The sequence below is a fragment of the Suipraeoptans intestinalis genome, from assembly GCF_034091795.1.
GTDB classification, from domain to species: Bacteria; Bacillota; Clostridia; order Lachnospirales; family Lachnospiraceae; genus Suipraeoptans; species Suipraeoptans intestinalis.
Genome location: NZ_JAXFXH010000002.1, coordinates 36694 through 49316 on the forward strand (window position 1 = coordinate 36694; position 12623 = coordinate 49316).

Annotated in this window: 13 protein-coding genes; 4 read left to right on the forward strand and 9 right to left on the reverse strand. The window is 49.2% G+C overall.

Annotation, left to right across the window (positions count from 1 at the left end):
- Window positions 1-40 precede the first annotated feature (40 nt).
- The 7 genes from SOW26_RS00280 to SOW26_RS00310 all read right to left on the reverse strand — a co-directional run bounded on the left by SOW26_RS00280 (window position 41) and on the right by SOW26_RS00310 (window position 6812).
- Entirely contained in the window at window positions 41-586 is a 546-nt protein-coding gene (locus SOW26_RS00280) for a tetratricopeptide repeat protein (protein ID WP_154477860.1), read from the reverse strand.
- Between the two features lie 14 nt (window positions 587-600).
- Complete coding sequence (locus SOW26_RS00285; protein WP_154477858.1) at window positions 601-960, reverse strand: ArsR/SmtB family transcription factor; 360 nt, start codon at window positions 958-960, stop codon at window positions 601-603.
- An 86-nt stretch (window positions 961-1046) separates the two neighbouring features.
- Entirely contained in the window at window positions 1047-3188 is a 2142-nt protein-coding gene (locus SOW26_RS00290; protein WP_320651679.1) for a heavy metal translocating P-type ATPase, read from the reverse strand.
- Between the two features lie 196 nt (window positions 3189-3384).
- Window positions 3385-4053 (reverse strand): uracil-DNA glycosylase, encoded by a 669-nt coding sequence (ung, locus tag SOW26_RS00295; RefSeq protein WP_276958913.1) that lies wholly within the window; start codon window positions 4051-4053, stop codon window positions 3385-3387.
- Between the two features lie 11 nt (window positions 4054-4064).
- Complete coding sequence (locus tag SOW26_RS00300) at window positions 4065-5543, reverse strand: sensor histidine kinase (protein WP_320651680.1); 1479 nt, start codon at window positions 5541-5543, stop codon at window positions 4065-4067.
- Window positions 5540-6217: a response regulator transcription factor gene (locus tag SOW26_RS00305; RefSeq protein WP_276958906.1), complete on the reverse strand. Its 678-nt coding sequence runs from the start codon at window positions 6215-6217 to the stop codon at window positions 5540-5542. Before SOW26_RS00305 ends, SOW26_RS00300 begins: the two co-directional genes overlap by 4 nt.
- A gap of 172 nt (window positions 6218-6389) precedes the next feature.
- On the reverse strand, window positions 6390-6812 hold the full coding sequence (locus tag SOW26_RS00310; protein WP_154477849.1) for a LytR/AlgR family response regulator transcription factor: 423 nt from the start codon (window positions 6810-6812) through the stop codon (window positions 6390-6392).
- Window positions 6813-7188: 376 nt separating this feature from the next.
- Between SOW26_RS00310 and SOW26_RS00315 the strand changes: the two genes are divergently transcribed.
- A complete protein-coding gene (locus SOW26_RS00315; RefSeq protein WP_154477847.1) occupies window positions 7189-7524 on the forward strand; it encodes a helix-turn-helix domain-containing protein in 336 nt (111 codons plus the stop codon).
- 265 nt (window positions 7525-7789) lie between these two features.
- Here the strand turns inward: SOW26_RS00315 and SOW26_RS00320 are convergent, their stop codons facing one another.
- Window positions 7790-8575, reverse strand: a complete 786-nt coding sequence (locus tag SOW26_RS00320; RefSeq protein WP_320651681.1) for a manganese efflux pump MntP — start codon at window positions 8573-8575, stop codon at window positions 7790-7792.
- Window positions 8576-8756: 181 nt separating this feature from the next.
- Between SOW26_RS00320 and SOW26_RS00325 the strand changes: the two genes are divergently transcribed.
- The 3 genes from SOW26_RS00325 to SOW26_RS00335 all read left to right on the forward strand — a co-directional run bounded on the left by SOW26_RS00325 (window position 8757) and on the right by SOW26_RS00335 (window position 11191).
- On the forward strand, window positions 8757-9125 hold the full coding sequence (locus tag SOW26_RS00325) for a VOC family protein (RefSeq protein WP_276958981.1): 369 nt from the start codon (window positions 8757-8759) through the stop codon (window positions 9123-9125).
- Window positions 9126-9215: 90 nt separating this feature from the next.
- The gene (gene lipA / locus SOW26_RS00330) at window positions 9216-10160 is read left to right on the forward strand and encodes a lipoyl synthase (protein WP_276958903.1); all 945 of its coding nucleotides are present in this window, start codon (window positions 9216-9218) and stop codon (window positions 10158-10160) included.
- A gap of 44 nt (window positions 10161-10204) precedes the next feature.
- Entirely contained in the window at window positions 10205-11191 is a 987-nt protein-coding gene (locus SOW26_RS00335) for a lipoate--protein ligase (protein ID WP_320651682.1), read from the forward strand.
- An 8-nt stretch (window positions 11192-11199) separates the two neighbouring features.
- Here SOW26_RS00335 and SOW26_RS00340 read toward each other — a convergent pair whose 3' ends face one another.
- Window positions 11200-12435, reverse strand: a complete 1236-nt coding sequence (locus SOW26_RS00340) for an aspartate aminotransferase family protein (protein WP_276959090.1) — start codon at window positions 12433-12435, stop codon at window positions 11200-11202.
- Window positions 12436-12623 lie beyond the last annotated feature (188 nt).

Consider the following 12623-nt stretch of genomic DNA (forward strand, 5'->3'; position numbering starts at 1 on the left):
AGGACGGCTCTGTACCCTGCCGCGCCCTTCAAGGCCTCTGTCAAAGATCCCTTGTCCGCAAAAACTCCAGTTCTTTTTTTGCCTTTTCCTGGTCGGGATATTCTTTCACATAGGCTTCCAGCTTTGCTTTCGCACTTTTCCAGTCTTTCAGCTGTTCATACGCTGCGATCTCATTGAGCAGGACCTCCGCCCTTGCTTCCTTGGATAGATCTCCCTCCAACGCCAGGCGATAGTAATTCAATGCGGATCTTGGTTCTCCCAGGTTCAGTTCACAGTCCCCCAGCATTTCGTGAAAGGTGGCAGAGGGCTTTTCCCCCTCTTCCAGCGCTTTTAAAAGCGCCTCCTTAGCTTCCTTGTAATTTCCCAGCTCGTACCGGGCGATCCCGATCCCCCGGTAAGCGTCTCCTTCTTTTATCTTTTCCTGGATAGCCTTTTCAAATTGCGTGATAGCCTTTTCATAGTTTCCTTCTTTTAAATATTCCACACCCTTTTCAGACGGGTTTTCCCTGCAGCCTGCCAGCAGAGCTCCCAGGGCAAGAACGACTCCCAGCTTTCCTATTCGCTTGATCCAGTTTTCTTTTCCCATCCTCTTTCCCCTTACTATTCTGTGATATGCTCCATTCCCTGCTGGAGGATCTGCCGGATATGACCGTCTGCCAGGGAATAGAACACGCTTTTCCCTTCTCTTCTGCTTCCTACCAGTTTCATCTGTTTTAAGATCCGCAGCTGATGCGAGATCGCCGACTGAGTCATTCCCAGCACCTCTGCCAGATCGCACACGCACAGTTCGTAGTCCAGCATGACATACAACAGTTTCACCCTCGTGGCGTCTCCAAACACCTTGTAAAAATCTGCCAGATTTTGAAGTAACTCCTGGGGCGGCAGCTTGTCCTTTGCCTCCTGCACCGGTTTTTCATGGATGCACAGCTCCTCGCAGACATCCTTGTCTGATTTCTTCATGCACTCTGTCCTTTCCTGTGTCCCCGGAACGATTTACCGCCGGGAACCGGCTTTTCGTTACTTCCTCTATTATGGCAAATGCCTTCTTATTTTTCAACTGTTTCCGCCCGCTTTTCCTGTCTTTCCTGCTTTCGGATATCCAGAATCCCTCTTGCTGCATTCAATACACAAAGCATCGCCACTCCGGTATCGGCAAAAATTGCCATCCACATATTCGCATAACCTGCAAATCCCAGCAGCATCACCAGAAATTTGATTCCTAATGCCCCTGCCACATTCTGGAGGACGATCTTTCTGGTCCTTTCTGCAATGGCAAGGCTGTCCGTGACGGCGTCCACCCGGGAAGTCATGTATACCACATCCGCCACTTCCATGGCAGCATCCGCGCCGCTTCCCATAGCGGCTCCTACATCTGCGTTTGCCAGCACCGGAGCATCATTGATCCCATCTCCTACAAAAAGGACGGCGCCGCTGTTTTTTCTGATCTTTTGAAGCTGCTCCAGCTTTTCCTGGGGCAGCAGCTGTGCATAAACCTCTTCTATCCCTGCTGCTTTCGCCGCTTCTTTTGCGGGTGCTTCCCTGTCTCCGGTCAGCATGGCAACGCCCAGCCCCTGCCGCTTTATTTCCCGAACAGCTTCTTTTGCCTCCTCCTTGACCTGATCCGCCACTTCTACAGACCCCTGCAGGATTCCATTGACCGCCACGAACACCTCCGTCCCCCGATCGCCGGACTTTGTGTACCCCTGTACCTGCTCCTCCTTCATCCAGTCTCCGTTTCCACACAGAACAATTCCCTCTTTGAAAACCGCCCGGATGCCCTTCCCCGGAAGCTCCTCCAGCGTTTCCGGCTGTGTCAGCTTCAGTCCCTGCCTGTTTGCTTCTTCCAGGATACTGCGTCCGATCGGATGGGAGGAATGCAGCTCACAATCTGCCGCCATCGTCAGGATCTGCTTCCTTGTCAGTCTTCCAAAAGATACCACGTCCTGTACGACAAATTTTCCGTTGGTCAGCGTTCCCGTTTTGTCCAGAACCACCGTTTTTATTTCTTTCAACGCTTCCATAGCGGCTCCCCCCTTAAACAGGATCCCTCTTTTTGCCGCTCCTCCGATTCCCGCAAAAAATGCCAGAGGCACGCTAAGCACCAGAGCGCAAGGACAACTGATGACCAGGAAGGTAACGGCTGTATAGATCCATTGTCTGGGATTTCCCCAGATGAGGGAAGGAAGAATCGCCGTCAAAAGAGCGATCCCCACTACCACAGGAGTATAGATTCTGGCAAATCGGGTTAAAAAGCGGTCGATCTTTGGTTTTGACGCCGCCGCATGTTCCACTGCATCCAAAATACGGCTGACCATAGATTCTTCCAGCCTTTTTTCTACCCGGATATGCAGCATCCCGTTCTGATTGACACAGCCGGACAAAACTTCCATCCCCTCTTCTACGTATACCGGAACAGATTCTCCCGTAATGGCAGAGGTGTCCACCCTGCCGCTTCCTGCTACCACCTTTCCGTCCAGCGGAACCCTGTCTCCTGCACGCACCAGGATCACGTCTCCCGGTCTCGCTTCCTCTGCCGGAATGGAAACCGTTTTTCCCTCCGTGACCACCGTTACCTGCTCCGGGCGCAGATCCACTGCATCCATGACCATGTTCCGGCTTCTTTCTACTGCAATATCCTCAAACAGCTCTCCGATTCGATAAAACAGCATGACGCCTGCCGCTTCCATCATTTCCCCCATTCCCATAGCCGCAATGGTCGCAACACTCATCAGGAAGTTTTCATCAAACACACTTCCCCGGATGATATTACGCACCGCTTTCCAGAGCACCTCATACCCCAGCCCCAGATAGGCCGCCACCAGCAGGATCGTCCCATAGATCTGTCCTTCCCAGATACGCCCCAGGATCCCTCCTGCCACCAAAAGGATTCCCGACACTCCTATAAGCAGCAGTTCCCTCTTCTGATCCTTTGACAGCTTTTCTCTTCTTGTTTCTTTTTTCTCCCGTTTGTTCTGCCGCGGGATAAGCTGCACCTCCGGCTCTATGGACTGACAGATCTGCTGCAGCTGCTCCAGACTGGCGTCCGGGTCTTCTCCCTCCACCGTCAGGCACTTGGTGGCAAATACCAGCTGCGCCCTCCTGACCCCCGGAAGCTGACCGATCTTTTCTTCCATTTTGGCTCCACAGCCTGCACAGTTTAAATGTTCTATGGTATATTCCCGTTTCATACAAAAACCCCCTGTATCTATATTAACAATTGAACACATGAATGTTTGTTCAATTGTTAATATATTCCTCAGAGGGGTATCTGTCAAGTACTTTCTTTATTCGTATTTGCTTTTGTATTTGTTTTCGTATTTCTTTTTTGTAGCTCTCTTTTACACTTGTTCTTGTATCCGCTTTTCTTCTGTTGTTTCGTGCGGTTTATTCAATCTGCCAATCAATAGGAATTTCTCCGTTCTTTTCCAAAAATTGGTTCGCCGCGGAAAAATGGCGGCTTCCAAAGAATCCCCGATATGCGGACAACGGGCTAGGATGGGGTGCCTTCAAAACCAGATGCCTGGGATTATCCAGCATAGCCGCCTTCCTCTGTGCAGGGCTTCCCCACAGCAGGAATACCATTGGCCGATCCTGTGTATTCAAAATCCGGATCGCAGCATCGGTAAACTCCTCCCAGCCGATCCCTCTGTGGGAATTTGCCTGATGCGCCCTCACCGTCAGTACCGTGTTCAAAAGCAGGACTCCCTGCCTGGCCCATTTAGTCAGGCAGCCGTGCTTCGGTATCGTGCAGCCCAGGTCGTCATGCAGCTCCTGATAAATATTCACGAGAGACGGCGGAATCAGCACCTGCTTTCGCACGGAAAAACAAAGCCCGTGCGCCTGGCCCACATTGTGATAAGGATCCTGCCCCAAAATCACCACCTTCACCTCTTTCAGCGGGGTCAGATGAAAGGCATTAAACAGATCCTCCGCCGGCGGAAACACCACCTGCGTCCGGTACTCCTTCTTCACCGTTTCAAATAGCTGCCGGTAATACGGTTTCCCAAACTCCTTTGACAAGGGCGGCAACCAGTCGTTTTGAATTCCTGCCATTTTTCCTCCTCCTATTTTCTGTCCAGTTCAAACCAGAACTCCACTCCATCCTCCATGTTTTTCACGCCAAAGTCCTGATGGAAGGAATCCATGATGGCCTTGACAATAGACAGTCCGATTCCGTTTCCTCCATATTCCCTGGTGTGGGCTTTGTCTACTTTATAGAATTTTTCCCAAATATGTGGCAGATCTTCCTCCGGAATGGGATTTCCGGTGTTGAACACCCGGACTCTCGCCTTCTCCTCCGTCGTCTCAATCGCCACCTGCACCCGCTTTTCTCCTTTTACATGGTGAAATGCATTGGAGATGTAATTGCGGATCACCTGCTCCACCTTAAACTCTTCTGCCCATACATACACCGGCCGTTCCAGGGATGCCGTTACCTGAACCCCCTCCTGCGTAGCCAGGATCTCCATGCTCTGCAAAACACCTCTGGTCAGCTCTGTTAAGTCAAATCGTTCAAACGGCGTCTCCTCACTGCCAAACTCCAGCTGGTTCAATGTCAGAAGATTTCGGACCATCTGGTTCATTTTTCCCGCTTCATCCAAGATCACATCACAGTAAAAGTCTCTGCTGTCTGCGTCTTCGCTGATTCCTTCTTTCAATCCTTCCGCATATCCCTGGATCAAAGCCAGAGGGGTTTTTAACTCGTGGGACACATTCCCCAGAAATTCATTTCGCATTTCTTCCAGCTTTTCTTTTCTCCGGATATCCTGTTTCAGTTGATTATTGGCGCTTTTCAGCTGTGCGACCGCCTCCTTCAGACTTTGTGACATCCGGTTGAAATTTTCTCCCAGCTCGGCGATCTCATTTTTCCCGCCTCTTTCATACCTGGCTTCAAAATCCAGATCCGCCATTCGTCTGGAAAGCACTGCCAGTTCCTGAATGGGATCTGTCAGTCTTTTGGAAAAATACCAGATAAAGACAGCCGATATTCCAAGAAGCGCCGCTCCCGAAAGAAGCAAAAAGCGATTGGATACCGCCACGCTTTCTTTGATGCTTTCCAGCGGACTTCTGATCAGAAAAGTCTGACCGCTTTTCAGCTTGCCCCACATTTCCACATAGTCTGTTTTATTCCACGGATCCCAGGACTGGTTAATCTCATACCCGTCCGTCCTCGCCAGCACCTTCCCTTTTTTCTGCGTTTGGTTCAGCAGATATCCCAGCAGCTGATTGTACAGCATTTCCTTATCGTTGACATTGGTCAATACCTCCTGGGAATCCTCTCCCATGATCAAAAAAGAAATATTGGATTTTTCCGCGAACCGGAGAAGATCATCCGGGATATCCCGCCATTTGATCTTGTCCTGGGCTGCCGTCAGCTGAAGCCGTCTGTAGACCTCCACAAACTGATTTTTTTTGTTTGAGATATAATAGGGCTGCAGAAACCTTCCGTTCAACACCATCAGGGCAACCACCCACAATGCCAGCAGCCCGATAAATACCAGCAGCATCTGCTTTTTTATGGACTGTCTTTTCTGCGTTTTCATGCCTCCACCTCAAACTTATATCCCATCCCCCATACGGTTTTGATATAGTCGCCCTTGCTTCCCAACTTGTTGCGCAGCTTTTTCACATGGGTGTCGATGGTTCTGGCATCTCCAAAGTAATCGTAGTTCCACACATGGTTCAGGATCTTCTCCCTGGAAAGCGCCAGTCCCTGATTCTGGGCGAAATAGGTCAGAAGTTCAAATTCTTTATAGCTGAGCACCACCTCTGTTCCGTCTATGCTGACCTGGTGCGCCGCCTTGTCGATCACGATGCCTCCTACGTCCAGCACTTCCCCGCCTCCTCCGGCAGAACGCCGCAAAATAGCCTCTACCCGTGCCACCAGGATCTTGGGACTGAAAGGCTTGGAGATGTATTCATCCACTCCTATGGCAAACCCCTGCAGCTCATCTCTTTCCTCCGACCGGGCCGTCAGCATGATGATGGGAACCTCCGATGTCTGTCGAATCTCCCTGCAGGTCTGCCACCCGTCCATTCTGGGCATCATCACGTCCAGGATCACCACCCCGATATCCCTTTCCCGATAAAAGACTTCCATGGCCTCCATTCCGTCAGAAGCCTCCAAAACCATATAGCCCTCCCGGTGTAAAAAGTCTCCCACCAGCTTTCTCATCCTTGCCTCGTCATCCACCACCAGGATCTTTGTCTTTTCCATTTGCGTCACCTCTTTTTCTATCCTTTTTGCAGAAAGCTTCTTCTGCCGAAAATTCTCTCTATATGGTTTTTTATTTTAACAGATAAGTATGTTATTTGTGTGAAATCTTTTTGTTTCCTTCTAGTAAAAAGGAGAGCCGCCTAGCCCGACTCCCCTTTTTTGGTATTCCGTGTTATTTTTCTCGGCTCACCTGGAATGTTCTGCTTCTTCCCTCCCGGAGATATCGTTCTATCTCCCTTTTCAGGCATGACATCTGAGAACGGCTTACCGGAATTTCCTCGCCGCCTTCCATATAGACAGAACGCTTTCCGATGCCTGTCACATACTTCAGGTTCACGATATGTCCTCTGTCTACCAAAAGAAATCTTTTTTTGTCCAGTTCTTCCAGTAAAAGAGCGATGCTGATCCTTTCCCGAATCCTTTCTTCTTTTATGACATATTCCACATATTTGGCGCCCTTGAGTTTTCTGATACAGACAATATCCTCCTGTCTGATCTTTCTGTAGATCCGTCCCAAGGATACCCATCTGTTTCTTTCTATGCCCTCTTTCTGAACAGCCTCTTGCTCCTCTTCTGTGATCTTCCTCTCTATCACCTTGTTCTCTCTCACTCCTTTAAGTGTTCGACGCTTTCTTTCAAATGTTGGAGACTTCTCCCAAAATATGTTTCCGGGAGAAGCGCTCCCCCTCTATGCCCTCCATTCCATCAGACATCATTTGGAAAATCAGATTTGTCTCAAAAGATGTGTCGATTCCGATCGGTGTTTGCTGAACTGCAAAAGAGATGTCCTTTTTCATGGTGACAGCCCGTCTTTTCTCTGATTCTGATCCTATTATATCCTATTTCTTTTTCTTTGTTTTCTCTCTTGTCTTTTCTTGATATTGAATATTATTAAACCGGTTTCTTACTTGTAAATTTCTATTTTCCCTATCTGTTGGTACAATAATAGAGCGAAGGAGTTGGATATATTCATGCAGATTGGATCACGCATTAAATCTATTCGAGAATCAAAACAAATGAGCCAGAAAAAGCTTGCAGACTCTATTCATGTTTCTCCGAGTTTGATCAATCGGATCGAAAAGGGAACTGCAAACGTCAGCTTGGAGAGTGTATGCGACATTGCAAAAGCGCTGGGTGTCACTCCCCAGGACGTTTTGTGCGATATTTTTGTCTACCCGGAGATTGATGAGATGTCGGTTGCCGAACAGGCCAGATACGTGATCGAAAAGCTCCCACTTCGCAAGCAGGAAGAGATCCTGCGCATCTTGGAATTTATACAGTCTTCTTTGTCAGATCCTGCAGAATGATGCGTTTTCCCAGTCTATTTTCTCAAACAGTGCTTTATGATCGCCGTCATTTCTCATAAAGCCCTTTCTGTGTCGGTTTGTTTCCCTTCAAATACGTTTTGGAAACATACGATTTTTTCTTGGATTATACCCTATTCTCCCTTGTTTTTCACCTATTTGGCCATCAACCGTATAGTTTTAGGACATGAATAGCGACATTATGCAAAAAAATTCGGAAGATTTTCATTTTTGAGAACTTCTCCCGAATTTATCAGTAATATATCTTTCAAAATACTCCTGTCACAAAAATCTCCACGCCGATGGCGATCAGAATCACTCCTCCCAGAATGGAGGCCTTGCCGGAAAACCCTGTTCCAAATTGTCGGCCGATCTGCAGTCCCAGAAGGGACGTGGCAAAGGTAACAGCCGCAATGATAAGGGAACAGACCAACGCCATCAAAGCCCCGTAGTCGGCAATGGTGAAGCCTACGGACAGCGCGTCGATAGAGGTTGCCACTCCCTGCAGAAACAAGACAGAAAGCCCCAGTTTTGTCTGCGCCGCCTCTTCTTCTCCTCCCCGGATCCCTTCCAGCAGCATTTTCCCGCCTATAAACGAAAGCAACAGCAGCGCGATCCAGGGGATTCCTCTGGACAGCAGTTGAAAGCGCTGCACCATCGTATGTACACACATCCACCCAAGCATGGGCATAGCCGCCTGAAACCCTGCAAACATCCCTGCGATCCCACACATTTTTCGCCTTCCCATCTGCGGCTCATTCAGTCCGTTGGCCAAAGAAACTGAAAAAGCATCCATGGCAAGTCCCTCGCCCAGTAAAATACTATTGACAAAAAACAACACGCTCCACTTCACTTCTCTGTCTCCCCCCTTTCCAGGATCCGGCTTTTTTCGCCTGTCCCTCTCTCTTTTTCTCCGTCTCATAACATACGAAAAAGTTTCCCATGTTTCTTTTCTTTTGTCAATCTTTTCTTTCCCGCCTGTTCCTTTGATTTCTCCTTTGATTTTTTCCCGCCTCTTTTCGCATTTCCCCGCTTCTTCTCCTTCTCTTGCCATCTTTTTTCATTTTTCCACGCCCCCTCTCACTGTTTACCGTTTGCTTTTCAATATCACACAAGCCGTAGAAAAATCTGTCAGGGACAGGCCGGCTTCTTGTCTTTTTACTTCTGCCATGATAAATTATAGAAAAACACCCGTTGTCTGACACGATTCTATTTCATAGAAATGAGGTATGATGATGCACTTTCAAATGATCCACGAAAATCTGAATGTTTTTGATCTAAAGCGCTCCCTGCACTTCTATCAGGAGGCGTTGGGACTGACGGAGGTCCGCAGAAAAGAAGCCCCGGACGGTTCTTTTATCATTGTATATCTGGCCGCCCCGGAGGGGAGCTTTCAACTGGAGCTTACCTGGCTAAGAGACTTTGACCGTCCCTACCAGCTTGGCGACAACGAATTCCACCTGGCGTTTCGCACCGACGATTTCGAGGCTGCTCATCGGCATCATAGTAACATGGGCTGCATCTGTTTTGAGAACCCTTCCATGGGTATCTACTTCATCAGCGATCCGGATGGATACTGGCTGGAAATCCTGCCCCCCGCTTAAATCGACCATCATTTTGTTCTACGGGATATGAGGATCTTCTGCACCGAAGGCATTGCTTCTTCAGTTTCGTCAGTATTCCGTTTCCCTGTCATGCTGCACCTGCCAAAAACGATCTGCTCCCAGATAAGGAGGACGATTATGGAAAGAAAACCCGAATGGCTAAGAGCCATGTTTTTACATCAAAGCAGTCACGCGGCGCGTATCAGCGCTTCTAAGGTCCGTCATCTGATGAACGACCTGCATCTGAATACAGTCTGTAAGGAAGCCAACTGTCCTAACCTGGGAGAATGTTATGCCAAACAGACTGCCACCTTTATGATCCTGGGTAGCCAGTGCACCCGCAACTGCGGCTTCTGCAATGTTACCTGCGGAAAGCCGGATGCTGTAGATCCACAGGAGCCGGATCATGTAGCCAACGCTGTAAAAGAACTGGGTCTGAAGCATGTAGTCATCACCAGTGTAACGAGAGACGATCTTCCCCACGGAGGCGCAGAGCATTTTGCCCGGACCACCGAGGCGGTCCGAAGAGAAAACCCAAAGGTCACCATTGAACTGTTGATCCCCGATCTGAAAGGAGACAAAGAAAGTCTGGATCTTGTGCTGGCCTCTTCTCCCGATATCCTCAACCACAACATGGAAACCGTTGCCCGGCTTTATCCTGCGGTACGCCCGCAGGCCCGATATGAACGTTCTCTGGAAGTCCTGCGCTACTGCAAGGAAAAAGGCCACGGGCTCCTGACAAAAACAGGGATCATGGTGGGGCTTGGCGAAGAGATCCCGGAGGTGGAAAAGCTGATGGACGACGTCCTTGCTGTCGGCTGTGACATCCTGACCATCGGCCAGTACCTTCGTCCTTCCATGAAGCACCTGCCGGTGGTGGAGTATGTGCATCCTGACCGATTTGAACACTACCGCAGAGTGGGACTGGATAAGGGCTTTGCTTTTGTTGCCAGTTCTCCTTTGGTGCGCAGCTCTTATCAGGCGGAGGACGCCTTTTCTGCCTGCAAACAAAAAAAAGAGGCTGATTCCCTCTAATTTTTTCCATACCCGCATCTGTACTTGTATCGGAGGTTTTGTTCATGCTCTACATCGAAAGCGGCTCCAACAGCCCTTCCTACAATTTCGCTTTAGAATATTATCTGATGACCGAAAAGCTGTTTGACGACATGGTCTTCCTGTTTTGGAGAACTACTCCCACTCTGATGGTGGGAAAATTTCAAAACACCTACAGCGAGATCGACCTGGATTATGCCAGATCCCGAAAGATCCGGATCGTGCGGCGTCTGTCCGGCGGCGGCACGATCTACACGGATATGGGAAGCTGGCAGTTTACCTTTATTTCCCCCAACAGGACATCCAGCCCCTCCATCGAATTTACCGGTTTTATCCAGCCGGTTGTAGCTGCCGTCCGTGACCTGGGCGTCGATGCTTCCTTCAACGGAAGAAATGACCTGGTCGTGTCCGGCAAAAAGTTTTCCGGCAATGCGCAGTACATCAAGAATGGCCGTACCCTTCATCACGGATCCATTCTGTTTGATACGGATCTGGAGGAAATGGTGCGTGCCAGCACCGTAGACCCGCAAAAAGTCATCTCCAAAGGCATCAAGTCGGTTCGGGACCGGGTGACCAATCTAAAAGAACACCTGCCCCGGCCGCTTAGCATGGAGGAATTTAAAGCGATCATGATCGACAGGATTTTGGGCAATGACGGTACCGAATATCTCTTGTCTACGGAAGACCAAAAACGGATCCTCCTGATCCAGCAGGAACAGTTTGACAATCCGCAGAAGATTTTTGGCGCCAACCCCAGATGTCAGCTCCATCTAAAGAAATATTTTCCGGGAGCCGGCACCATCCACAGCCATATCGACGTGGAAAAAGGGCAGATCCGGCAGCTTCATATCTTCGGGGACTTTTTCGGAGACATCGACCTGGAAGAAATCCGTTCCTGTCTCCTTCTTTGTCCCTATACGAAAGAAGAGGTTCGAAAGAGACTGCAGTCTCTTTCCTCCCCCTCCGCCATCTATGGCCTTACCAAAGAAGATCTGGTAGCAGCACTGTTCTGATGGTTCGTCTAAGAAGCTTTTACCTGTGCAGGCGCCATCGCCTCCACGGCTTCTCTGATGATCTCCACCGCCCTGTCGCAGTCCTTCCTGGTAACCACAAGAGGCGGGACCATTCTTACGACACTGCTTCCAATGGCTGTCACTAAAAGCTTCCTGTCAAAGCATGCATGCTTTACATCTACTGCCGAAATGCTTTTGTCCAGTTCGATCCCCACCAGAAGCCCCTGTCCTCTCGCTTCTTTTACATGGGGGATCTTTCTCAGCTGTTTGACAAAGTAAGCCCCCACCTCTTTGGCATTTCTTGCCAGATCTCTCTCCAGCAGCTCCTCTACCGCTGCAAGTGCGGCGGCACAGCTGACCGGATGTCCTCCGAAGGTGGATCCATGGGATCCTCTGGTAAAGGCCTTTGCCACCTTTTCAGACGTACAGATGGCTCCGATCGGCATCCCACCTCCCATGGCCTTGGCCATGGACACAATATCCGGCTTGATCCCGTAATTCATATAAGACATGACAGCGCCTGTCCGGCACCATCCTGTCTGAATCTCGTCCAGTAGCAAAAGAATCCCCTTTTCATCACAAAATTCTCTCAGTCCCTGCATAAATTCTCTGGTGGCAGGGTGGACGCCTCCCTCTCCCTGTACCGGTTCGATCATGATGCCAATGGTGTTTTCCGTACAGGCATCCTTAAATGCCTGCAGGTCGTTAAAGGGTGCATAAGAAAATCCGTAGGTCATCGGTCCAAAGCCGATCTGGCAGGCGTTTCCCGGTTGCCCTGTGGCAGACATGGCTCCAAAGGTCCTGCCGTGAAATCCCATTTTAGCCGTCACAATATGATATTTGTTGGGTCCAAAATTTTCCACCCCGTATTTTCTTGCCATCTTGATCATGGCTTCATTGGATTCTGCTCCGGAATTCTGAAAAAAGATCTTATCCATCCCTATGGTGGTACAGATCTTCTCCGCCAGCAGCGCCTGGGGAATTGTGTACGGATAGTTAAAAGTCTGCATAACCGCTGCCGCCTGTTCCTGTACTGCCTTCACCACTTTTTCGTTGCAGTTTCCCACAGAATTTACTGCAACTCCTGCATAGAAATCCAGATATGCCTCTCCTTTTTCATCATACATATACTGATCCTTTGCTGTTTCTGCCAAAAAATCAAAGCGCTCATAGGTTTCGATCATATAGGTGCTCACCTTGTCCTTGATCTCCTGCGCCGTAAGTCCCGTATCCTTCAATCTCATAATCCATGCCTCCTTGTTAAAACGACAACATATAAAAAGCGCCAGACTCCCCGCAGGGATCGTCTGACGCCATTGCCATTTCCTGTTCATTTTTTAAACGCATTCAATATAGCACAGGGAAATGCCGCTGTCAATTTACTATTTTTATCTTTTCCTGCACTATTTTAATCTTCCTTTCCCGTTACCGT